The organism is Pseudomonas sp. NFX5, from assembly GCF_049132125.1.
GTDB classification, from domain to species: Bacteria; Pseudomonadota; Gammaproteobacteria; order Pseudomonadales; family Pseudomonadaceae; genus Aquipseudomonas; species Aquipseudomonas marginalis.
Window position 1 is genome coordinate 54,950 of the sequence record NZ_JAFMZG010000014.1, and the last position, 22,600, is coordinate 77,549.

Annotated in this window: 18 protein-coding genes and 1 other RNA gene; 8 read left to right on the forward strand and 11 right to left on the reverse strand. The window is 58.1% G+C overall.

Going from position 1 to position 22,600, the window contains the following annotated elements:
- Positions 1 to 21: 21 nt before the first annotated feature.
- The 7 genes from greA to grpE form a co-directional block, all read right to left on the reverse strand.
- Positions 22 to 498, reverse strand: coding sequence for a transcription elongation factor GreA (gene greA, locus J1N02_RS08980; protein WP_027605363.1), 477 nt, complete (start codon positions 496 to 498; stop codon positions 22 to 24).
- The gene (carB, locus tag J1N02_RS08985; RefSeq protein WP_027605362.1) at positions 495 to 3,716 is read right to left on the reverse strand and encodes a carbamoyl-phosphate synthase large subunit; all 3,222 of its coding nucleotides are present in this window, start codon (positions 3,714 to 3,716) and stop codon (positions 495 to 497) included. The genes greA and carB overlap by 4 nt, the downstream gene beginning before the upstream one ends.
- A gap of 104 nt (positions 3,717 to 3,820) precedes the next feature.
- Entirely contained in the window at positions 3,821 to 4,957 is a 1,137-nt protein-coding gene (gene carA / locus J1N02_RS08990; protein WP_027605361.1) for a glutamine-hydrolyzing carbamoyl-phosphate synthase small subunit, read from the reverse strand.
- A 259-nt stretch (positions 4,958 to 5,216) separates the two neighbouring features.
- Positions 5,217 to 6,023 (reverse strand): 4-hydroxy-tetrahydrodipicolinate reductase, encoded by an 807-nt coding sequence (gene dapB / locus J1N02_RS08995; RefSeq protein WP_027605360.1) that lies wholly within the window; start codon positions 6,021 to 6,023, stop codon positions 5,217 to 5,219.
- A gap of 10 nt (positions 6,024 to 6,033) precedes the next feature.
- Entirely contained in the window at positions 6,034 to 7,158 is a 1,125-nt protein-coding gene (gene dnaJ / locus J1N02_RS09000) for a molecular chaperone DnaJ (protein ID WP_065925314.1), read from the reverse strand.
- Positions 7,159 to 7,476: 318 nt separating this feature from the next.
- On the reverse strand, positions 7,477 to 9,390 hold the full coding sequence (dnaK, locus tag J1N02_RS09005; protein ID WP_027605358.1) for a molecular chaperone DnaK: 1,914 nt from the start codon (positions 9,388 to 9,390) through the stop codon (positions 7,477 to 7,479).
- A 102-nt stretch (positions 9,391 to 9,492) separates the two neighbouring features.
- The gene (grpE, locus tag J1N02_RS09010; protein ID WP_027605357.1) at positions 9,493 to 10,053 is read right to left on the reverse strand and encodes a nucleotide exchange factor GrpE; all 561 of its coding nucleotides are present in this window, start codon (positions 10,051 to 10,053) and stop codon (positions 9,493 to 9,495) included.
- Between the two features lie 254 nt (positions 10,054 to 10,307).
- Here grpE and recN point away from each other — a divergent pair, with 254 nt between their 5' ends.
- Entirely contained in the window at positions 10,308 to 11,981 is a 1,674-nt protein-coding gene (gene recN, locus J1N02_RS09015) for a DNA repair protein RecN (protein ID WP_421147290.1), read from the forward strand.
- 85 nt (positions 11,982 to 12,066) lie between these two features.
- On the opposite strand, the gene fur is transcribed toward recN, so the two are convergent.
- Positions 12,067 to 12,471 carry a ferric iron uptake transcriptional regulator gene (fur, locus tag J1N02_RS09020; protein ID WP_010562662.1) on the reverse strand — a complete coding sequence of 135 codons (405 nt, stop codon included), beginning with the start codon at positions 12,469 to 12,471 and terminating at the stop codon, positions 12,067 to 12,069.
- A gap of 98 nt (positions 12,472 to 12,569) precedes the next feature.
- Here fur and J1N02_RS09025 point away from each other — a divergent pair, with 98 nt between their 5' ends.
- Positions 12,570 to 13,097, forward strand: coding sequence for an outer membrane protein assembly factor BamE (locus tag J1N02_RS09025; protein ID WP_027605355.1), 528 nt, complete (start codon positions 12,570 to 12,572; stop codon positions 13,095 to 13,097).
- 62 nt (positions 13,098 to 13,159) lie between these two features.
- Here the strand turns inward: J1N02_RS09025 and J1N02_RS09030 are convergent, their stop codons facing one another.
- Positions 13,160 to 13,462 (reverse strand): RnfH family protein, encoded by a 303-nt coding sequence (locus tag J1N02_RS09030; protein ID WP_027605354.1) that lies wholly within the window; start codon positions 13,460 to 13,462, stop codon positions 13,160 to 13,162.
- Positions 13,455 to 13,889, reverse strand: a complete 435-nt coding sequence (locus tag J1N02_RS09035) for a type II toxin-antitoxin system RatA family toxin (protein WP_027605353.1) — start codon at positions 13,887 to 13,889, stop codon at positions 13,455 to 13,457. Before J1N02_RS09035 ends, J1N02_RS09030 begins: the two co-directional genes overlap by 8 nt.
- Before the next feature lie 168 nt (positions 13,890 to 14,057).
- Here J1N02_RS09035 and smpB point away from each other — a divergent pair, with 168 nt between their 5' ends.
- Positions 14,058 to 14,540 carry an SsrA-binding protein SmpB gene (smpB, locus tag J1N02_RS09040; protein WP_014719962.1) on the forward strand — a complete coding sequence of 161 codons (483 nt, stop codon included), beginning with the start codon at positions 14,058 to 14,060 and terminating at the stop codon, positions 14,538 to 14,540.
- A gap of 35 nt (positions 14,541 to 14,575) precedes the next feature.
- Here smpB and J1N02_RS09045 read toward each other — a convergent pair whose 3' ends face one another.
- Complete coding sequence (locus J1N02_RS09045; RefSeq protein ID WP_027605352.1) at positions 14,576 to 15,343, reverse strand: FCD domain-containing protein; 768 nt, start codon at positions 15,341 to 15,343, stop codon at positions 14,576 to 14,578.
- Between the two features lie 261 nt (positions 15,344 to 15,604).
- On the opposite strand from J1N02_RS09045, the gene J1N02_RS09050 reads away from it, so the two are divergent.
- From J1N02_RS09050 to J1N02_RS09070, 5 genes are all read left to right on the forward strand, one after another.
- Positions 15,605 to 17,299 (forward strand): lactate permease LctP family transporter, encoded by a 1,695-nt coding sequence (locus tag J1N02_RS09050; protein ID WP_027605351.1) that lies wholly within the window; start codon positions 15,605 to 15,607, stop codon positions 17,297 to 17,299.
- Between the two features lie 105 nt (positions 17,300 to 17,404).
- Positions 17,405 to 20,215, forward strand: coding sequence for an FAD-binding and (Fe-S)-binding domain-containing protein (locus J1N02_RS09055; RefSeq protein ID WP_092358286.1), 2,811 nt, complete (start codon positions 17,405 to 17,407; stop codon positions 20,213 to 20,215).
- Positions 20,216 to 20,353: 138 nt separating this feature from the next.
- Positions 20,354 to 20,632, forward strand: a complete 279-nt coding sequence (locus J1N02_RS09060; protein WP_027605349.1) for a hypothetical protein — start codon at positions 20,354 to 20,356, stop codon at positions 20,630 to 20,632.
- Between the two features lie 94 nt (positions 20,633 to 20,726).
- Positions 20,727 to 21,123, forward strand: a transfer-messenger RNA (tmRNA) gene (gene ssrA, locus J1N02_RS09065).
- Positions 21,124 to 21,308: 185 nt separating this feature from the next.
- A complete protein-coding gene (locus J1N02_RS09070) occupies positions 21,309 to 22,565 on the forward strand; it encodes an integrase domain-containing protein (RefSeq protein WP_421147291.1) in 1,257 nt (418 codons plus the stop codon).
- The last annotated feature ends 35 nt before the right edge of the window (positions 22,566 to 22,600 follow it).

A 22,600-nucleotide genomic window follows, 5' to 3' on the forward strand; every position in this document is an offset into this window, starting at 1 on the left:
GCACGAAGCGGGCGCCGCCTTTCAGATGTGACGAACTTCAACAATCTCGTACTCGATCACACCGCCTGGCGTTTTGACAGACACCACATCACCCTCTTCCTTGGCGATCAAGGCACGGGCCAGTGGTGAGCCGACGGAGATCTTGCCGAGCTTGAAGTCAGCCTCGTCCTCTCCCACGATGTGGTAGACCACGCTCTCGTCAGTCTCAACGTTGGCGATCTCCACGGTGGTACCGAAAATCACCTTGCCAGTGTGGGGAATAGTCGTGACGTCGATGATCACCGCATTCTGCAAACGGCCTTCGATATCACGGATCCGCGCTTCGACCATACCCTGCTGCTCACGAGCAGCGTGGTATTCGGCGTTTTCCTTCAGGTCACCCAGCTCGCGGGCCGTACCAATGTCCTGACTCAGCTTTGGACGTACGACCTTGGTCAGATGGGCGTGCTCCTCTTCCAGGGCCTTGGCACCCTGGACGGTCATTGGGTATTTGATCATGCCTTCAATCCTGCATGTAGATCCTGCAAGCGACGCACGGTCTTTTCCGGACCGAACTTGAGCGCTTCGCAGATAGCTTCGCCAGCAGCAATAGTGGTGGTGCAGTAGATCTTGTGCTGCAAGGCATTACGGCGAATGGAGTAGGAATCCGCGATCGACTGGCGACCTTCGGTGGTGTTGATGATCAGCGTGACTTCATCATTCTTGATCATGTCGACCACATGCGGACGGCCTTCCGTCACCTTGTTCACGCGGCGCACTTTCAAGCCGGCCGCTTCGATCAGCTTGGCGGTCCCGGCAGTTGCCACGATTTCAAAGCCCAAGTTGATCAGATCACGGGCCACGCCTGCAACCAGCGGCTTGTCATCATCACGCACGCTGATAAACGCAGTACCGCCGGTCGGCAGCACTTCGCTGGCGCCCATCTGGGCCTTGGCGAATGCTTCACCGAAGGTGTCGCCCACGCCCATCACTTCACCGGTGGACTTCATCTCCGGACCGAGGATCGGGTCCACACCAGGGAATTTGGCAAATGGGAACACTGCCTCTTTCACACTGTAGAAGTTCGGAATGATTTCCTTGGTGAAGCCAATTTCCTTCAGGGTCTTACCCGCCATCACACGCGCAGCGATCATGGCCAGGGACACGCCGATGCACTTGGAAACGAACGGCACGGTACGCGAAGCACGCGGGTTGACTTCAATGACGTAGATGTCTTCGCCCTGCAGCGCCAACTGTACGTTCATCAGGCCGACAACACCCAACTCCAAGGCCATTTTCTTGACCTGCTCGCGCATCTCGTCCTGGATATGTGCAGGCAACGAATACGGCGGCAGCGAGCACGCGGAGTCACCGGAGTGAACGCCCGCCTGCTCGATGTGCTGCATGATCGCGCCGATGACCACGTCGGTACCGTCGCAAACTGCATCCACGTCCATTTCGATGGCGCAGTTGAGGAAGTGGTCCAGCAGCACCGGGCTGTCGTTGGACACTTTTACCGCATCACGCAGGTAACGCTTGAGCTCTTCTTCTTCGTAGACGATTTCCATCGCCCGGCCGCCCAGCACGTAGGATGGACGCACCACCAGCGGGTAGCCGATCTTGCTGGCTGCACGGATGGCCTCGTCTTCGCTGCGCACGGTAGCGTTTGGCGGCTGGCGCAGGTTCAGGCGCTCAACCATTTGCTGGAAGCGCTCACGATCTTCGGCACGGTCGATGGCGTCAGGGCTCGTGCCGATGATTGGCACGCCGGCGGCCTCAAGGGCACGCGCCAGTTTCAGCGGGGTTTGGCCGCCGTACTGGACGATCACGCCTTTGGGCTTCTCGACGCGACAGATTTCCAACACGTCTTCCAACGTTACCGGCTCGAAGTACAGGCGGTCGGAAGTGTCGTAGTCAGTGGAAACAGTTTCCGGGTTGCAGTTGACCATGATGGTCTCGTACCCGTCTTCGCGCAGCGCGAGGGCGGCATGTACGCAGCAATAGTCGAATTCGATGCCTTGGCCGATACGGTTCGGACCACCACCCAGGATGATAATCTTGTCGCGGCCCGACGGCGCGGCCTCGCACTCTTCCTCGTAGGTGGAGTACAGGTACGCAGTGTCGGTGGCGAACTCGGCAGCACAGGTGTCAACGCGCTTGTAGACCGGGAAGATCTCCAGCTTGTGGCGATGCGTGCGCAGGTTTTTCTCGGTCACACCCAGCAGCTTGGCCAGGCGCTGGTCGGAGAAGCCTTTGCGCTTGAGGCGGAACATCATGTCGCGATCGATGCTGGCCAGACCCAGGGTCTTGACCTTCTCCTCTTCCTTGATCAGATCTTCGATCTGCACCAGGAACCACGGATCGATCATGTTCATGCCGAAGATGTCTTCGACAGTCATGCCGGCGCGGAAGGCGTCAGCCACATACCAGATACGCTCGGCGCCCGGCACGGTCAGCTCGCGCTTGAGGATGCTCATGCTTTCCGGATTGCTCAGGTCGAGCTTCTCGTCCAGGCCGCAAACGCCCACTTCCAGGCCACGCAGGGCTTTCTGCAGGGACTCCTGGAAGGTTCGGCCGATGGCCATGACTTCACCCACCGACTTCATCTGGGTGGTCAGGCGCGCGTCGGCTTTGGCGAACTTCTCGAAGGCAAAGCGTGGCAGCTTGGTCACGACATAGTCGATGGACGGTTCGAAGGACGCCGGCGTAGCGCCGCCCGTGATTTCGTTTTGCAGTTCGTCCAGGGTGTAACCGATAGCCAGCTTGGCGGCGATACGCGCAATCGGGAAGCCGGTCGCTTTCGATGCCAGCGCCGAAGAACGCGATACACGCGGGTTCATCTCGATCACGACCATGCGGCCGGTGTCCGGGCAGATACCGAACTGAACGTTGGAGCCACCGGTTTCAACGCCGATCTCACGCAATACCGCCAACGAGGCGTTACGCATGATCTGGTATTCCTTGTCCGTCAGGGTCTGCGCCGGAGCAACGGTGATCGAGTCACCGGTGTGCACACCCATCGGGTCGAAGTTTTCGATGGAGCAGACGATGATGCAATTGTCCTTTTTGTCACGGACAACCTCCATCTCATACTCTTTCCAGCCAATCAGGGATTCGTCGATCAGCAGCTCTTTGGTCGGAGACAGGTCCAGGCCACGGGCGCAGATTTCTTCGAACTCTTCACGGTTGTAGGCAATGCCACCACCGGTGCCGCCCATGGTGAAGGACGGACGGATAATGCACGGGAAGCCGAGCTTTTCGAGAACTGCGTTAGCCTCCTCCATGCTGTGGGCGATACCGGAGCGCGGGCAGTCAAGGCCGATGGACTTCATGGCCTTGTCGAAGCGCGAACGGTCTTCAGCCTTGTCGATGGTGTCGGCATTGGCGCCGATCATCTCTACGCCGAATTTTTCCAGGACGCCTTCGCGCTCCAGATCCAGGGCGCAGTTCAATGCAGTCTGGCCGCCCATGGTCGGCAGCAGTGCGTCCGGACGCTCTTTCTCGATGATCTTGGCAACCGTCTGCCACTTGATCGGCTCGATGTAGGTAGCGTCGGCCATGTCCGGATCGGTCATGATGGTGGCCGGGTTGGAGTTCACCAGGATGACGCGGTAACCCTCTTCGCGCAGGGCTTTGCAGGCCTGGGCGCCGGAGTAGTCGAATTCGCAGGCCTGGCCGATAACGATCGGGCCAGCGCCGAGAATCAGGATGCTTTTTATGTCTGTACGTTTTGGCATGGGTTTGTCACTCAAATCCGCAGGTCAGTCGGCAAGCCGTCTTGAACAATCTTCGAAGAGCCTGCAGGGGCCGCCAAGGTAGGGGCCGCCCGCAGGCCGCTCAGTCAGCGTCGCTTGGCCATCTCATTGATGAAACGGTCGAACAGCGGTGCTACGTCGTTCGGGCCCGGGCTTGCTTCAGGGTGGCCCTGGAAGCTGAACGCGCTCTTGTCAGTACGCTCGATACCCTGCAGGGAACCGTCGAACAACGACTTGTGAATCGCGCGGACATTGCTCGGCAAGGTCGCTTCATCCACCGCAAAACCGTGGTTCTGGCTGGTGATCATCACAACGCCGGTGTCCAGGTCCTGCACAGGGTGGTTGGCGCCGTGATGGCCATGACCCATTTTCAGGGTCTTGGCGCCGGAGGCCAGCGCCAGCAGTTGGTGACCGAGGCAGATACCAAATACCGGAATCTCGGTTTCCAGCACTTCCTTGATGGCCTGGATGGCGTAGTCACAAGGCTCAGGATCACCCGGGCCGTTGGACAGGAACACGCCGTCAGGTTGCAGGGCCAGCACGTCGCTGGCAGGCGTTTGCGCCGGCACCACGGTCACGCGGCACCCACGCTCGACCAGCATACGCAGGATGTTGTACTTGACGCCGTAGTCGTATGCGACCACGTGATACGGCAGGTCAGCCGCTTCGATAGTCTCGTGGCTGTCGGTCTTCAAGTCCCAGACAGTGGAGCGCCACTCGTACTGCTCCTTGGTGCTGACGACTTTCGCCAGGTCCATGCCTTTCAGGCCTGGGAAGCCTTGCGCTGCAGCAATCGCCGCTGCTTCGGAAATATTGTCACCGACCATGATGCAGCCATTCTGCGAGCCCTTTTCACGCAGGATGCGCGTCAGGCGGCGCGTATCGATACCGGCGATCGCCACAACGTTGTTGGCTTTCAGGTAATCGGACAGCGACATCGTGTTACGCCAGTTGCTCGCAACCAGTGGCAGATCACGAATGACCAGACCTGCCGACCAGACACGATCAGACTCAACGTCTTCCGGCGTAGTACCGGTGTTGCCGATGTGCGGATAGGTCAGGGTAACGATCTGTTGGGCGTAGGAAGGATCGGTAAGGATTTCCTGATAGCCGGTCATGGCGGTGTTAAACACCACCTCTCCAACGGTTTGACCGTCGGCTCCAATGGCTTCGCCGCGAAAAATGCTGCCATCAGCAAGGGCGAGTATGGCTGGCTTAGTCAAGAAGACCTCCCGTAAATAAAGCCTGAAAGGGCGATCGCAGGTTGTAAAAAAGCGGAGTGACGTATGGACACGTCACCCCGCTTCTTCACTGAATTATTCTGCGCGCTTTTAGTGGACACACTAAAGCTGTAGCTTACAGAAAAAGGCTTTTTTGGTCCACCGCTAATGAGCCTTAAAGGCAGGAGAATGCGACAGGACGTCGCTTAGCGGGTAAAAACGGGGCCTTAGGATAATCCCGAGGCCCGGTTTTAGCTACTGCTTAGTGCAGATCCAACACATCGCGCATGTCGTACAGACCAGCCTCGCGACCTTCCAACCAGAGCGCGGCACGCACCGCGCCCTTGGCGAATGTCATGCGGCTCGAAGCCTTGTGGGTAATTTCCAGGCGCTCACCCTCGGTAGCAAACAAGACCGTGTGGTCGCCTACGACATCACCGCCACGGACGGTCGCAAAACCAATGGTGTCACGCGCACGCGCACCGGTATGCCCTTCGCGACCGTAAACCGCCACTTTGGACAGATCACGCCCCAGCGCATCGGCAATAGCCTCCCCCATGCGCAGCGCGGTACCCGACGGCGCATCGATCTTGTGACGGTGATGCGTCTCGATAATCTCGATATCCGCCTCATCCCCCAGCACCCGCGCCGCCATGTCCAGCAACTTGAGCGACAGATTCACGCCGACACTGAAGTTGGCTGCGAAGACGACGGGAATATCCTTACCCGCCTCCTCCAACAACTGCTTCTGCTGCGCAGTCAAACCCGTGGTACCAATCACCATCGCCTTGCCCGCCTTGCGGCAGAACGCGAGGTTTTTCAGCATCACTTCCGGCAGGGTGAAGTCGATCAGCACATCGAATTCGTCAGCCACCTGCTCCAGGCTGCCTGACAATGAGACACCGATACGCCCCAGCGAAGCCAACTCACCCGCATCCGCACCGATCAACGTGCTACCGGGACGAACAATCGCCGCGGTCAGCCCAGAGGCCGGGGAGCGCTGCTGCACCGCCTCGACCAGCGTCTTGCCCATGCGCCCGGCAGCGCCCATTACGGCTATACGTCGCATACTCACTTCCTTACAGGTCGCCGAAGAAGCGCTTCACGCCTTCGAAAAAGCCAGTGGTTTTCGGCGAATGCGTGTCATCGCCCTCCAGCGAACTGCGGAATTCCTCAAGCAATTCACGCTGACGGCGCCCCAGATTGACCGGAGTCTCCACGGCCACACGACACATCAAGTCGCCAGCACCGCCACCGCGCACCGGCGCTACGCCCTTGCCACGAATACGGAACTGCTTGCCGGTCTGCGTACCTTCAGGGATCTTGAGCTTGACCCGACCGTCCAGGGTCGGGATCTCCAATTCGCCACCCAGGGCTGCATCGACAAAGCTGATCGGCACTTCACAGAACAAGTGCTTGCCGTCGCGCTGGAAGATCGAGTGCTCGCGCACATTGATCACCACGTACAGGTCGCCCGTAGGACCGCCCTGGGTACCGGCCTCACCCTCACCCGACAGACGAATACGGTCTCCGGTATCGACTCCCGCCGGCACTTTCACCGCCAGGGTCTTGTACTCTTCGACGCGGCCTTCGCCGTGGCAGGAATCGCACGGATCGGAAATGATCTTGCCCTGCCCATGGCAACGCGGACAGGTCTGCTGCACCGAGAAGAAACCCTGCTGCATACGCACCTGGCCGATACCGCCGCATGTCGGGCAAGTAATCGGCGCGGAACCTTTCTTGGCACCCGAACCATCACACGGCTTGCAGTTAACCAGCGTCGGTACGCGAATATTGACGCTGGTGCCGCGTACAGCTTCTTCCAGGTTCAGCTCCAGGGTGTAACGCAAGTCGCTGCCACGCTGGGCACCGCCACGCTGACCACCCCGGCCACCACCAAAGAAGTCACTGAATACATCACCGAAAATATCGGAGAAGTTCTGACCGCCAAAACCGGCACCGCCGCCGCCCATGCTCGGGTCGACACCGGCATGTCCATACTGATCGTAGGCCGCACGCTTGTTGGGATCAGACAAACATTCGTAAGCCTCGTTGGCCTCTTTGAACATGTCTTCGGATTCTTTGCTATCCGGATTACGGTCCGGGTGGTGCTTCATTGCCAGGCGACGGTAAGCCTTTTTCAGGTCCGCCTCGCTGGAGCCGCGCTCCACACCCAACACTTCGTAATAGTCACGCTTTGCCATAAGTCTTTGCACTCTTAAGGACGTCCAGCCAGACCCTCCTGAGCCTGGCTAAACTCGTTGAGCCCCAATACAGGCCCGGACCCAACTCACGTCAATTCAACGATCCTGGTCGTTACTACTTTTTAGCCAGGGACCCGGCCAAAAACGCGGTATTCATTGCTCGGAAAGCAGGAGCATCCCCGATCACACCGCCAACATCCGAACACAGTCGCATGCTGTAAAAATTCGCATACCCCAGACACGCCAACGCGGGAGCAAGCTCCCGCGCGGCGACATCCTACCAGTCACCGCTTGATAGCGGTCAACCGGACGACCAACTTACTTCTTGTCGGTAACTTCTTCGAACTCGGCATCGACAACATCGTCTTTAGCTTCTGGCTCTGCCTGTTGAGCAGCACCGTCAGCCGGCTGAGCCTGTTCGGCGTACATTTTCTGAGCCACTGGCGCGGAAACTTTCGACAACTCTTCAACCTTGGCTTCAATGGCAGCCTTGTCGTCGCCTTTGACAGCGGCTTCCAGGGCAACTACAGCAGCTTCGATCGCGGCCTTCTCTTCAGCGGTCACTTTCTCGCCAGCATCAGCGATCATTTTGCGTGTCGAGTGAACCAGTGCGTCGCCCTGGTTACGGGCACCTGCCAACTCTTCGAACTTCTTGTCAGCTTCAGCATTGGTTTCAGCATCACGGATCATCTGTTGAATTTCTTCATCAGAAAGACCGGAGTTGGCCTTGATGGTGATCTTCTGCTCTTTGCCGGTAGCCTTGTCTTTCGCACCTACGTGCAGAATGCCGTTGGCGTCGATGTCGAAGGTCACTTCGATCTGTGGCACGCCACGTGGTGCTGGTGGAATCTCAGCCAGGTCGAACTTGCCCAGGGACTTGTTCTGAGCAGCCTGCTTACGCTCACCTTGCAGCACGTGAATGGTCACAGCACCCTGGTTGTCATCAGCCGTCGAGAACACCTGGGATTTCTTGGTAGGAATCGTGGTGTTTTTCTCGATCAGCGCAGTCATCACGCCACCCATGGTTTCGATACCCAGGGTCAGCGGGCTTACGTCCAGCAGCAACACGTCTTTCACGTCACCGGCCAATACCGCGCCCTGGATGGCAGCACCCATGGCAACCGCTTCGTCCGGGTTCACATCTTTACGTGCTTCTTTGCCGAAGAACTCGGTAACCAACTTCTGAACCAGTGGCATACGGGTCTGACCGCCTACCAGGATCACGTCGTTGATCGCACCAACATCAATACCGGAGTCTTTCAGCGCAATGCGGCATGGCTCGATAGTGCGTTGAACCAGGTCTTCGACCAGCGCTTCCAACTTGGCGCGAGAAATCTTCACGTTCAAGTGCTTAGGACCGGTGGCGTCTGCGGTGATGTACGGCAGGTTAACGTCGGTCGACTGAGCAGAAGACAGCTCGATCTTGGCTTTTTCAGCAGCCTCTTTCAGGCGCTGCATCGCCAGCGGGTCACCCTTGAGGTTCATGCCGCTTTCTTTCTTGAATTCGTCAACGAGGTAGTCGATCAGACGAATGTCAAAGTCCTCACCACCCAGGAAGGTGTCGCCGTTGGTGGCCAACACTTCGAACTGGTGCTCGCCGTCTACTTCAGCGATCTCGATCACGGAAACGTCGAACGTACCGCCACCCAGGTCATAAACGATCACGGTGTGATCGCCCTTGGCCTTGTCCATACCGTAAGCCAGAGCAGCTGCGGTCGGTTCGTTGATGATACGTTTTACATCCAGGCCCGCGATGCGGCCGGCGTCTTTGGTCGCCTGGCGCTGGCTGTCGTTGAAATAGGCTGGAACGGTGATCACCGCCTCAGTCACTGTCTCACCCAGGTAATCTTCGGCAGTCTTCTTCATCTTCTTCAAGATTTCAGCCGAGATTTGCGGTGGCGACATTTTCTGGCCATTTACTTCAACCCAGGCGTCACCGTTGTCAGCCTTGGCGATCTTGTAAGGGACCATTTTGATGTCTTTTTGTACGACTTCTTCGTCGAACTTACGACCGATCAGGCGCTTCACCGCGTACAGGGTGTTATGCGGGTTGGTCACAGCCTGGCGCTTGGCCGACTGGCCAACGAGGATTTCACCATCGTTGGCGTAAGCGATGATCGACGGCGTGGTACGCGCGCCTTCGGCGTTTTCGATTACTTTTGCAACGCCGTTTTCCAACACGGAGACGCAGGAGTTGGTGGTCCCCAGGTCAATACCGATAATTTTGCCCATGATTTACTCTCCCGAAACTTGAATTTGGTTGCCGCAGCAGTGGTGGCTAACTGCGGTAGCACTTAAACGCTTGACTTATAAATGGGGGCCTTGCGGCGGATTTCAAGCCTGCTCATCAATAGAAGGTGCAACGGGTGCAGGAGCCTTGCTCACCACCACCATTGCAGGGCGCAACAGGCGACCGTTGAGCTGATAGCCCTTCTGGAACACTTTCAACACACTATTGGGCTCGAGGTCGTGGCTTTCTTGCATGGCCATGGCCTGGTGAAGCTCAGCGCTGAACGGTTCGCCGCCTTGCGGATCAATGGCTTCCAGCTGATAACGCTTCAGGGTGTCCTGAAACATTTTCAGGGTCAGTTCGATCCCTTCGCGCATCGGGCGGATGTTTTCGTCATCCGGGTTGGACAACTCGAGGCCACGCTCCAGGCTGTCAATAATTGGCAGCAGGTCGCCCGCGAACTTCTCCAGCCCGAACTTGTGAGCTTTTTCTACGTCCTGCTCGGCACGGCGGCGGACGTTCTGCAGATCGGCGGCAACACGCAAAGACTGATCCTGCGCAGCGGCCAACTGCTCTTCGAGCACTTGCACACGAGTTGCCAGTTCATCACCGACAGCCGAATTGGCGTCCGGAGTTTGCGTATCCTGCGTCTGTTCGTCAGCCATAGATTTCTCCTTTCAAAATCATGCGCGAACTCAACTCGCGCTTCTGTTCCGGTATATGGGGCCACAATTTCCAGGTTCAAGGGTGCAGGCTCTACCAAAAGTCTTTCGCCTGCCCCAGATCAACTTCGGCCCGATCATTCTCCTTTGCACTAAAAAAGCTGAACGACCGAGCAAATTGAGCTAAGCATCAGGATTGTCAGCCCAGAACAAAACACTGTATAAATAACCAGACCTAAAGCCTGGGAGCGGCCGTCATGCTCGTGCACCTGTCTGTACACAACTACGCCATCGTTGAACATCTGGATCTCGAACTGGATCGCGGGATGAGCGTAATCACAGGCGAAACCGGCGCCGGCAAGTCGATCATGCTCGACGCCCTGGGCCTGACCCTGGGCGACCGCGCCGACAGTGGCGTGGTGCGCCCGGGCGCGGACAAGGCCGACATTCTGGCCACCTTCGACCTCGCGGACATCCCCGAAGCCGAAGCCTGGCTGGTCGAGCGCGACCTTAATAACGACGGCCCGTGCATCCTGCGCCGAGTCATCACCGCCGAGGGGCGCTCGCGCGGCTACATCAATGGAACCCCCTGCCCCCTTGGCGACCTGAAGGCCCTGGGTGAACTGCTGATTGACATCCATAGCCAGCATGAACACCAATCCCTGCTCAAAACCGACACCCATCGCCGCCTGCTTGACGAGTACGCTGGCGCCACCGACCTTGCCCGGCAGGTACAACTGGCTGCCCAGCGCTGGCGCCAGACCCGACAGGAGCTGGAGCGACTGTCCAATTCCGGTGACGAGCAACGCGCTCGCCATCAATTGCTCAGCTATCAGCTTGAAGAGCTGGAAAGCGTGGGTCTGGGCGAAACCGAGCTGGAACAACTGGAACAGGAACACAAGAACCTCACCAACGCCGAAACCCTGCTGTCTATCTGCCGCCAGGTGGTGGAGCAATGCAGCGAGAGCGATTCCGGCAATGTGCTCAACGCACTCACCGCCAGCCTCAACCGACTGTCCAGCGTTAACAGCGCTTCGGGCTCACTGAGTGAAGCCACCACCCTGCTGACCAGTGCGCAAATCCAGGTAGAAGAAGCCGTCGGCGAACTCAATCGCTTTCTCGATCATTTCGACGCCGACCCGGCGCGACTGCAGGAAATAGAAGAGCGCCTGGACACCATCTATACGCTGGCGCGCAAACATCGAATCCAGCCCACCGAAGTGGCAACCATGCAGCAGAAACTGCTGGATGAAATCGAGACCCTGAACGCGAATGACGAATCCATTGAGCGACTGGGCGAAGAGCTCGGCTCTTTTGCCCGCCACTATCAGGAGAAAGCCCGCGAACTGAGCGATCTGCGCAAACAGGCTGCGACCAGCCTCGCTGGCGCCGTCGAGCAGGAAATTCAGCGCCTGGGCATGCCGGGCGGGCGCTTTACCATCGAGTTGCGCACCAACGCCAGCAATGAGCTGCAGCCCTACGGCCTGGAGCAGGTAGAACTACTGGTCAGCGCCAACCCGGGGCAACCGCTCAAGGCACTGGCAAAAGTGGCGTCTGGTGGCGAGCTCTCGCGAATCAGCCTGGCGATCCAAGTGATTACCGCGCAAACCTCACGGGTACCGACACTGGTGTTCGATGAAGTAGACGTAGGTATCGGTGGCCCCACGGCGGAAATTGTGGGTCAGTTACTGCGCCGCCTGGGGGATCGCGGCCAGGTGCTGACCGTCACTCACTTGCCGCAAGTCGCGGCCCAAGGGCATCAACACTTGTTTGTGCACAAGGTCAGAGGCAGCGAAGCGACACACACGGCAGTATCCAAACTGAACAAGTCGGAGCGCGTGGAAGAAGTGGCACGGATGCTCGGCGGGATCGACCTGACCAAAGAGTCTTTGGCACACGCGAAGAAAATGGTCGTAGCCACCAAGGCCTGAGCCGAGCTTTTCCTTATTATAGAAAGCACGAAGGCGACCCTAGGGTCGCCTTCGATCGTTTCGCAGAGCAATTCTGCGTCGCTTTTTACTTTTTCTTACGGATGTACAACACAAGATTGTGGTCGACCAAATCGAAACCATGCTCCTCAGCAATTTCGTGCTGGAGCTTTTCGATTGCCGGGCTGGTGAACTCGATAACCTCATTGGTATCCAGGTCAACCATGTGGTCGTGATGACCACCGTCAGCCAATTCGAACACAGCATGACCGCCGTCGAAATTATGACGAACCACCAGCCCTGCGGCTTCAAACTGGGTCAGTACACGGTAAACCGTGGCCAGGCCGACGTCCTCGTTAGACTCCATCAGCGCCTTGTAAACATCCTCGGCACTCATGTGGCGCTGCTCAGCAGAATCGAGCATTTGTAGAATCTTGACTCGTGGCAGAGTCACTTTAAGACCGGCTTTGCGTAGTTCGCTATTTTCAACCATGGTTAGCTTTCTCGCGGATGCTGCTTCGCAGCTTCTCTTAATACGGGTATGATCGGCGTTTACGTTGTCCCAGCCAAGATAGTGGAAGTCGCCCACCGATGCAAAACACCAAGCTCTTGCTAACCAGTTTCACCTTTGTGGGACTGCTCGCACTCGCCGGTTGTTCATTCCCCGGGGTTTACAAAATCGACATCCAGCAGGGCAATGTCGTCACGCAGGACATGATAGACCAGTTACGCCCGGGAATGACCCGACGGCAAGTACGGTTTATCATGGGCAACCCCCTGCTGACCGACACTTTCCACGCCGATCGCTGGGATTATCTCTACAGCCTGCAGCCTGGTGGCGGTGAACGCCAACAGGAGCGTGTCAGCGTCATTTTCAATGGCAATGACCAGCTTGTCAGCCTGTCGGGTGACTTCATGCCAGGCGTAAGCCGTGATCAAGCGCTGCTCGGCAACGATAACGGCACAAACGTGACTGCACCTGTGCAGGAAAGCGAGAAGCCGAAGTCCGAAGTACCGGCCAAGCCAGGCTCCTTGCTCGACAAGATCCAGAAAGACGTCGACGGGGTCGAAACGGTCCCGGTCCCGACGCCTCAGCCTCTGGACACCAGCCCGCAGTAACATTGCGGCGCATATAAAAAGCCCGGCATGCCGGGCTTTTTGCTGCCTGTCATTCAGCCAGCCTATGGATGCTGCCGCTTCGCCAACGCCGCCTTGGCAGCACGCAGCCTGCGCACTTCTTTAGGGTCCACAAGCAAGGGCCGATAGATTTCAATGCGATCGCCCGATTGTGCGGGGCGCACCTCCGCATCCGTGACGACCTTACCGAATACCCCCAAGGGGCAAGCAGCCAGATCCAGCTCAGGAAACTGCATAGCCATCCCTGACAATTGCACGGCTGCACGCAGACTGGTTCCCGAAGCCACCGTCAGCGCCAGCAGAACCTGGCGATCCTCGGCGGCATAAACCACCTCGACCTCAACCATGCAATTGCTTGGCTCGCTGACAGAATGCATCCACCAGGGTATTGGCCGCCTGATTGAACAACGGCCCCAATGTGGCCCGCACAATCGGCCCAGCGTAATCAAACGACAAATCCAGGCTGATCTTGCAGGCCTTGTCGGTAAGCGCCTTGAAAACCCATACACCATGCAGCTGGGTAAACGGCCCTTCCTGCAAATTCATTTCAATGGACTTGCCCGGCACCAGCGCATTCCGCGTAACAAAGTGCTGACTGAGCCCGCCTTTCGCCACCCCAACACTGGCAACCATATGTTCATCACTGCTTTCCAGCACCTCGGCAGTTGAGCACCAAGGCAGGAATTCCGGGTAACGCGCCACGTCGTTGACCAGGTCATAGAGCGCCTGCGCCGGATAGGGCAACAGGGCCGAACGTTGAATATGCGTCGTCATGTGTGCGTGATTTCCACAGCTGAGCGGCAAACATCGCGAAACAACAGTCCGATCCGCGAAAGAAAAAAACCAAAGAACTGCCGGTATTGTCCGGGATTCGACCAACACGCTCAAGCACGCAGGTTGACCGTAGCCGACACGCTCGCAACTCCCTATAATGCCGCCCCTATGGCTAAACAAAAGAAACACCCCACAGGGACCATCGCGCAAAATAAAAAAGCGCGACACGATTACTTCATCGAACATCGGTTCGAGGCTGGTCTGGTCCTGGCCGGCTGGGAAGTAAAGAGTCTGCGTGCCAGCAAGTTGCAACTGGTCGACAGCTACGTATTGCTCAAGGATGGCGAGGCATGGCTGCTTGGCAGTCATATCACCCCGCTGACAACCGCGAGCACCCACGTGATTGCCGACCCGGTGCGCACGCGCAAACTATTGCTCAATGCCCGCGAACTGGAAAAGCTCGCCGCAGCCGTACAGCAGAAAGGCTATGCCTGTGTCTGCCTGTCCTGGTATTGGAGCAAGCACCTGGTCAAGTGCGAGATCGCACTGGGCAAGGGCAAGAAGGAATACGATAAGCGTGATACTGAGCGCGAACGCGATTCCAACCGCGAACTGCATCGCGCGGTGCGCAACAAAGGCAAGGAAGAATAATCCTTGTAACGATGTAGCCTCGGGACTTCCCCCGGCTACATCCCCTTGCGCCGCTCCGCCCGCGCCACGCGCTGAACCTCCTGACGTACTTCCTCCAACACTTCCTGCACGTACTCCAGGTGACGTGTCGAGACTTCTCGCGCGTGTTCTGCCCGGCCCTCGATAATCGCCATGTACAGCTCTCGGTGCTGACTGATCAGCATGTCGCGCGTCTCCGTACGTTGCTGATACATGCCGCCAATATTGGTCACCACGTTACGCTTGAGCAGGTCGAACAAGCCGCGAATGGTGTGCAGCAACACCGCGTTATGGCTGGCCTCCGCAATGGCCAGGTGAAACTGTGCATCCGCAGCCCCCTCCTCGACCCGGCTCACGTCATCAACGCGGGCATAGCAATCCTGCAACGTCTCGAATGCAGCGGTCAGCCGCTCACGGTCGACCTCAGTCGCTCGCAATGCTGCGTAATAAGCACAGGACGCTTCAAGGGTCTGGCGAAACTCCAGCAGGTCACGCTGGGCCTCAGGATTGTTTTCCAGCAGATGCAGCAGCGGATCGCTGAACGTCGAGCCCAGTGACTCGGCAACATAATTGCCCCCTCCCTGACGGCTCACCAACAAGCCCTTGGCCGCCAGCTTCTGAATCGCCTCCCGCAACGACGGACGCGACACACCAAACTGTTCAGCCAAAGCGCGCTCGGCCGGCAAGCGTTCACCCGACTTCAACGTGCCCTCAAGGATCATCCCCTCAAGCTGCTCGACAATATCGTCAGACAAACGGCGCTGACGCACCTGATCAAACCCCATAACTCACTCTCCACCATCCCGACCACTCGCCGGGCCCTCTATTCTGGCCTATCGCCGCCCTTCCAGCACCTATCAGAACCGCTTCGATTCACCCGATCAAACCACCTCGCCTGCCGGGCTACGACCAAAGTTTCGCAAGCGGCAAATTGACACATACCCCGAAGACTTTTAACCTAGCCTCCGGCGATTGTAAATTGGTATTACCAATTATCCAAATCGACTATGAAGTGCCTGACCAACAACAATTAGGGGCCACCCCATATGCAAACCTGGCAACAGCTCTACAGCCCGCTCGGCAGCCTCGGCCTGTCCGCACTGGCCGCCGTTATTCCGATCGTGTTCTTCTTCCTGGCTCTGGCCGTGTTTCGCCTCAAAGGCCACGTGGCCGGCAGCATCACGCTGGCGTTGTCGATACTGGTAGCGATCTTTGCCTTCCACATGCCAGTGGACATGGCGCTGGCCGCCGCCGGTTACGGTTTTGCCTATGGCCTGTGGCCTATTGCCTGGATCATTGTCGCGGCGGTGTTTCTCTACAAACTCACCGTCAAGAGCGGCCAATTCGAGATCATCCGCAGCTCTGTCCTGTCGATCACCGATGACCAGCGTCTGCAGGTGCTGTTGATCGGCTTCTGCTTCGGCGCATTCCTGGAAGGTGCTGCCGGTTTCGGCGCCCCCGTGGCGATTACCGCCGCACTGCTGGTAGGCCTGGGCTTCAACCCTCTGTACGCGGCCGGCCTGTGCCTGATTGCCAACACCGCACCCGTCGCCTTTGGCGCCCTGGGAATTCCGATCATCGTTGCCGGGCAAGTGACCGGAATCGATGCATTCAAGATCGGCGCCATGACTGGCCGCCAACTGCCGCTGCTGTCGCTGTTCGTGCCGTTCTGGCTGGTCTTCATGATGGATGGCCTGCGCGGCGTTCGCGAAACCTGGCCAGCTGCGCTGGTCGCGGGCCTGAGCTTTGCCATTACGCAGTACTTCACGTCCAACTTCATCGGCCCGGAACTGCCGGACATCACCTCGGCCCTGGCCAGCCTGATCTCTCTGACCCTGTTCCTGAAAGTCTGGCAACCCAAACGCACTGCGGGCGCGCAGATTGCCGGCGCCACTTCCGACGCAGCGATTACCGCCAGCGCCGGCGGCTTCGGCCTGCCGCGCAGCACCGTCGCCTCACCTTACAGCCTGGGGCAGATCTTCAAGGCCTGGTCACCTTTCCTGATCCTCACCGTGCTGGTCACCATCTGGACCCTCAAACCGTTCAAGGCGATGTTCGCCGCAGGCGGTTCGATGTACAGCTGGGTATTCAACTTCGCGATCCCGCACCTGGATCAAATGGTGGTCAAGGTCGCACCCATCGTGACCAACCCGACTGCGATCCCAGCGATATTCAAGCTGGACCCGATTTCAGCGACCGGTACCGCGATTTTCTTCTCCGCACTGATCTCGATGCTGGTTCTGAAGATCAACATCAAGATTGGTCTTACCACTTTAAAAGAGACGTTCTACGAGTTGCGTTGGCCGATCCTGTCTATCGGCATGGTGCTGGCCTTCGCCTTTGTCACCAATTACTCCGGCATGTCTTCGACCATGGCGCTGGTATTGGCCGGCACCGGCGCAGCCTTCCCGTTCTTCTCGCCTTTCCTAGGCTGGCTGGGGGTTTTCCTGACAGGCTCCGACACATCGTCCAACGCCCTGTTCAGCTCGTTGCAAGCCACCACGGCGCACCAGATCGGCGTCAACGACACGCTTCTGGTCGCTGCCAACACCAGCGGCGGCGTGACCGGCAAAATGATTTCGCCGCAATCGATCGCCGTGGCCTGCGCCGCTACCGGACTGGTGGGTAAAGAATCCGACCTGTTCCGCTTCACCCTCAAGCACAGCCTGTTCTTCGCCACGATCGTCGGGCTGATCACCCTGGCCCAGGCTTACTGGTTTACCGGCATGCTGGTGCACTAAAGCCGTAGCAATAGGGTCATAACCGACGCCGGGCTATAACTTCGGCGTCGGCTTTGCGCAATCGTGTCAATACGGCGCCCAGGGGGTGCTGATCCTGGAGGACCAATGAGTCTGCCTGCCGCTTTCCTTGCTGACGTCGCACAGCTGATCCCACAAGATCGACGTTTCGACGATCCACTTTCCACCCTCGCATTCGGCACCGACGCCAGTTTTTACCGATTGATCCCACAACTGGTGATCCGCGTCGAATCGGAAGACGAAGTGGTGGCGCTGCTGCAACTGGCCCAGTGTGAACGTGTGCCGGTAACCTTCCGCGCAGCCGGCACCAGCCTGTCCGGACAAGCGATAAGCGACTCGGTACTGATCGTACTGGGGGACAATTGGAACGGCCGTGAGATTCGTGGGCAAGGCACTCAGATCCGCCTGCAACCCGGCGTCATCGGCGCACAGGCCAACGCCTGGCTGGCGCCATTCGGGCGCAAGATCGGCCCAGACCCGGCGTCGATCAATGCCTGCAAGATCGGCGGAATCGTCGCCAACAACGCCAGTGGCATGTGCTGCGGTACGGCGCAGAACACCTATCACACCCTGGCCGGAATTCGTCTGGTCCTGGCCGATGGCAGCCGCCTCGATACAGAAGACGCAAGCAGCGTTACGGCGTTTCGTGAACAGCACGGCGCACTGCTCGAGCGCCTGGCCACACTCGGCCGTGAAACGCGGGCAAACGCTGAATTGGCAGCAAAAATCCGCCACAAATACCGTCTGAAAAATACCACCGGCCTGTCACTCAACGCCCTGGTGGATTTTGATGAACCACTGGATATCCTCAGCCATTTATTGGTGGGCTCCGAGGGAACCCTAGGGTTTATCAGCGCAGTCACCTACGACACCGTGATCGACCACCCGAACAAGGCGTCGGCGTTGATCGTGTTTCCGGATGTGGAGACCTGCTGCAACGCAGTCACCGTCCTGAAGACCCAACCGGTGTCGGCCGTCGAGCTGCTGGACCGACGCAGCATGCGCTCGGTGCAGAACAAACCGGGCATGCCCGCATTCGTACAGCACTTGTCAGAAAGTGCCTGCGCCCTGCTGATTGAATCCCGCGCCGCATCGCCGTCATTGCTGCATGAACAATTGGCGCTGATCATGGCGTCGCTGGCCGGTTTCCCGGTGGAGAAACAGGTCGACTTCACCGAAGACCCTGTGGAAAACGCCCGCCTGTGGGCCATCCGCAAGGACACCTTCCCCGCCGTAGGAGCCGTACGCAAAACCGGCACCACGGTGATCATCGAAGACGTCACCTTCCCGGTCGAGCAACTGGCCATTGGCGTGAACCGTTTGATCGAACTGTTCGACAAGCATCACTACGACGAAGCCATCCTTTTCGGACATGCCCTGGAAGGCAATCTGCACTTTGTGTTCACCCAAGGCTTCAACAGCGCGGATGAAGTCACACGCTATCAAGCGTTCATGGATGACGTCGCGCAATTGGTGGCCGTGGAGTTCGGCGGTTCGCTGAAAGCCGAACACGGTACCGGCCGCAATATGGCACCCTTCGTGGAGCTGGAATGGGGCAGCGACGCCTATCAATTGATGTGGCAACTCAAACGCCTGCTCGACCCCAACGGCATCCTCAACCCGGACGTGGTGCTCAGCCAAGACCCGCAGATTCACCTCAAGCACCTCAAGCCGCTGCCTGCGGCCGACGAGCTTGTGGATAAGTGCATTGAGTGCGGTTTCTGTGAACCGGTGTGCCCATCGAAAGGCCTGACGTTGAGCCCGCGCCAGCGCATCGTGATCTGGCGAGATATACAGGCGAAAAAACGCGCCGGCGTCGACACCACCGAATTGGAGGCGGCCTACCACTACCAGGGCATCGACACGTGCGCCGCCACCGGCCTATGCGCCCAACGCTGTCCGGTAGGAATCAATACCGGCGACCTGGTGAAAAAACTGCGAAGCCGTGACGCCGACCGTACGAAAACCGCCGAATGGCTGGCCACCCATTTCGCCACGGCACTGCAAGGTGCACGCTTTACCCTGCATGTAGCCAATGGTGCACGCATGCTGCTGGGAGCGCCTCGCCTGGCGAAGCTGTCGGCCACCATGACCAAGTTGTCCAAGGGGCAGATTCCGCAGTGGACCAACGCCATGCCACAACCGGAAAAAGCCATTCGCTTCAGCCCGGCGGTGACGGATGAGCGGCCACGGGTGGTCTACCTGGCGGCCTGCGTCTCACGCGCCATGGGCCCGGCGGCCGGTGATAAAGAGCAGATGTCGTTGTACGAAAAAACCCAGGGCCTGCTGGAAAAAGCCGGTTACCAGGTCGTGTTTCCCGACAACCAGGACAACCTGTGCTGCGGCCAGCCTTTCGCTTCCAAAGGCTACGCCGAACAGGCAGAACACAAACGCCAGGAACTGATCGGCGCCCTGCTCCATGCCAGCCGCGGCGGCCTGGACCCGATCTATTGCGACACCAGCCCCTGCACCCTGCGCCTGGTGCAAGACCTTGGCGAAACGCGCCTGGACCTTTACGACCCCGTACGTTTCATCCGCACGCACCTGATGGACCGTCTCGACTTCACACCGCAGGAGGCGCCGATCGCCGTACACGTCACCTGCAGCACCCAACACCTGGGAGAAAGCCAGGCGCTGATCGACCTGGCCCGCCGTTGTGCCAAGACCGTGGTGATCCCGGAAGGCATTCACTGCTGCGGGTTTGCCGGCGACAAAGGTTTCACCACGCCGGAACTCAACGCCCACTCGCTGCGCTCCCTCAAGGATGCAGTGCAGTACTGCAGTGAAGGCATCTCCACCAGCCGCACCTGCGAGATCGGCCTGAGCCAGCATGGCGGCATCGACTATCACGGATTGGTGTACCTCGTGGATCGCGTGACCCAGGCCCGCGCCCATTGATCCCGCAAAAAAAACAGAACCCCTGCGCGCTGGCGTAGTCATCTGCATAGGCCTCGACGCACGAGGCCCATCAGTGATGTCGCTGGCAGCCCATGAACGCCAGCAGCGTCGAGCCTTTTTTGCGCAAGGAGATACCCTATGAAGCGTTCCGCTCTTGCTGGCTTGTTCATTACCGCTGCGATGTTGGCCTCCCCTGCTTTCGCTGCTGGCGAGCCCGACCTGTGCAAGATCAACCTGGACAAAATCAACAACGGTAAAGCGCTGCTCGCCACTGACACCAGTGGCAAAAGCGGCGAAATCGACACAGCCGTCTCCCAAGCCAAGGCCGCCCACGCCGCTGGTGATGACAAGAAGTGCATCGAAATCACCTCCAAGGCCCTGCAAGACCTGCAGAACCTCGACAAAGGCGGCCAGTAAACGAGAGGGTCAACCTTCGGGTTGGCCTTCCGTGACCGTTTGGCGTACACTGCACAGGCTTGTCACTCACTATGAAACAACGAGTTACAAGCACGGGGCCGTTTAGGATTCGACGCCGGTCGCGAAACTTTAGGTGCATGCCGAGTTGGTAACAGAACTCGTAAATCCACTGTTGCAACTACTTATAGTTGCCAATGACGAAAACTACGGCCAGGAATTCGCTATCGCTGCGTAAGCAGCCTTAGACCTGAGCTTCTGGTACCTTCGGGTCCAGCAATCACCAGGGGATGTCTGTAAACCCAAAGTGATTGTCATATAGAACAGAATCGCCGTGCAGTACGTTGTGGACGAAGCGGCTAAAACTTACACAACTCGCCCAAAGCACCCTGCCCTTCGGGTCGCTGAGGGTTAACTTAATAGAAACGGCTACGCATGTAGTACCGACAGCGGAGTACTGGCGGACGGGGGTTCAAATCCCCCCGGCTCCACCACTTCATCATCTAAAGACGTCCACGGACGTCTTTTTTTGTGCCTGGAATCCAGCAAATACGGGGGTTTCAGCGCTTATGGGAGCTTTTGAGAGTTTCGGAGTTCCAGCCGCTTTGGTATCCCAGGTGGTATCCCGAACTGCCAAATGCTATTTTCAGGATACCAAAACGGTGCTGGAGGTAGCCCCATGCCTACTAACGCAACCCGCCTCTCAGATCGCCAGCTCAAGGCGGTCAAGGCAACTGGTAAAGATTTCGTCCTCAGCGACGGCGATGGATTACAGCTTAGAGTCCGCGCGAGCGGCTCAATGATCTGGAATTTCAATTACCGCGAGCCCCTGACCAGACGCCGTATCAATATGGCGCTTGGTCCCTACCCCGACCTTTCGCTAGCCAACGCCCGGAAGAAAGCCGCAGAGGCGCGTGAGCTGCTCGCTTTGGGCACTGATCCCAAAACCCAGCGTGATGAGGTAAGGCAAGCCAAACTTGCTGAGACTGAACACACTTTCGAGAAGGTGGCCACCGCTTGGTTCGAGCTGAAGAAAGACTCCGTAACCAAAGCCTACGCCGAAGACATTTGGAGATCGCTGACGCTTCATGTATTCCCAAGCATGAAAACAACGCCGCTCTCTCAAATCACTGCTCCGATGGTTATCAAGATCCTTCGTCCAATCGAGGCTAAAGGGAGCCTCGAAACGGTGAAACGATTGAGCCAAAGACTCAACGAGATCATGACCTACGGGGTCAATTCCGGGCTGATATTCGCGAACCCCCTCAATGGAATTCGGGCGGTGTTCAAGAAACCCAAGAAAGAGAACATGGCTGCGCTACCACCTGAGGAGCTTCCCGAGCTCATGATGGAAATCGCGAACGCCAGCATCAAGCGCATCACCCGCTGCCTAATCGAATGGCAACTGCATACAATGACCCGCCCTTCCGAAGCAGCCACCACACGATGGGCAGATATCGACTTCGACAAGCGCATTTGGACCATTCCGCCAGAGCGCATGAAAAAGCGCCGGCCGCACACAATCCCTCTTACCGATCAGGCACTTTCGTTACTGGAGACGCTCAAGCAACTCAGCGGTAACAGAGAGTATGTGTTCCCCTCAGATAGAAATCCCCGCACCCATGCCAATAGCCAGACCGCCAACATGGCGTTGAAGCGCATGGGCTTTCAGGACCGTCTAGTCAGCCACGGCTTGCGCTCGATGGCGAGCACCATCTTGAATGAGCATGGCTGGGATCCGGAGCTGATCGAGGTCGCACTGGCGCATGTCGACAAGGACGAAGTTCGTAGCGCCTACAACCGGGCGGACTACATCGAACGCCGGCGTCCGATGATGGCTTGGTGGAGTGAGCATATCCAGAAGGCGGCCACCGGCAGCCTGTCAGCATCGGCTATCAATCAAACCAGAGATCGCAACGTCGTACCGATTCGCTGAACATCCAAAGATACGCGCCACCGGCTACGATCCGT

Coding starts and splice junctions, on each gene's coding strand:
- greA (WP_027605363.1), bottom strand. CDS start 498: ATGATCAAATACCCAATGACCGTCCAGGGTGCCAAGGCCCTGGAAGAG.
- carB (WP_027605362.1), bottom strand. CDS start 3,716: ATGCCAAAACGTACAGACATAAAAAGCATCCTGATTCTCGGCGCTGGC.
- dapB (WP_027605360.1), bottom strand. CDS start 6,023: ATGCGACGTATAGCCGTAATGGGCGCTGCCGGGCGCATGGGCAAGACG.
- dnaJ (WP_065925314.1), bottom strand. CDS start 7,158: ATGGCAAAGCGTGACTATTACGAAGTGTTGGGTGTGGAGCGCGGCTCC.
- dnaK (WP_027605358.1), bottom strand. CDS start 9,390: ATGGGCAAAATTATCGGTATTGACCTGGGGACCACCAACTCCTGCGTC.
- grpE (WP_027605357.1), bottom strand. CDS start 10,053: ATGGCTGACGAACAGACGCAGGATACGCAAACTCCGGACGCCAATTCG.
- recN (WP_421147290.1), top strand. CDS start 10,308: ATGCTCGTGCACCTGTCTGTACACAACTACGCCATCGTTGAACATCTG.
- fur (WP_010562662.1), bottom strand. CDS start 12,471: ATGGTTGAAAATAGCGAACTACGCAAAGCCGGTCTTAAAGTGACTCTG.
- J1N02_RS09025 (WP_027605355.1), top strand. CDS start 12,570: ATGCAAAACACCAAGCTCTTGCTAACCAGTTTCACCTTTGTGGGACTG.
- J1N02_RS09030 (WP_027605354.1), bottom strand. CDS start 13,462: ATGGTTGAGGTCGAGGTGGTTTATGCCGCCGAGGATCGCCAGGTTCTG.
- J1N02_RS09035 (WP_027605353.1), bottom strand. CDS start 13,889: ATGACGACGCATATTCAACGTTCGGCCCTGTTGCCCTATCCGGCGCAG.
- smpB (WP_014719962.1), top strand. CDS start 14,058: ATGGCTAAACAAAAGAAACACCCCACAGGGACCATCGCGCAAAATAAA.
- J1N02_RS09045 (WP_027605352.1), bottom strand. CDS start 15,343: ATGGGGTTTGATCAGGTGCGTCAGCGCCGTTTGTCTGACGATATTGTC.
- J1N02_RS09050 (WP_027605351.1), top strand. CDS start 15,605: ATGCAAACCTGGCAACAGCTCTACAGCCCGCTCGGCAGCCTCGGCCTG.
- J1N02_RS09055 (WP_092358286.1), top strand. CDS start 17,405: ATGAGTCTGCCTGCCGCTTTCCTTGCTGACGTCGCACAGCTGATCCCA.
- J1N02_RS09060 (WP_027605349.1), top strand. CDS start 20,354: ATGAAGCGTTCCGCTCTTGCTGGCTTGTTCATTACCGCTGCGATGTTG.
- J1N02_RS09070 (WP_421147291.1), top strand. CDS start 21,309: ATGCCTACTAACGCAACCCGCCTCTCAGATCGCCAGCTCAAGGCGGTC.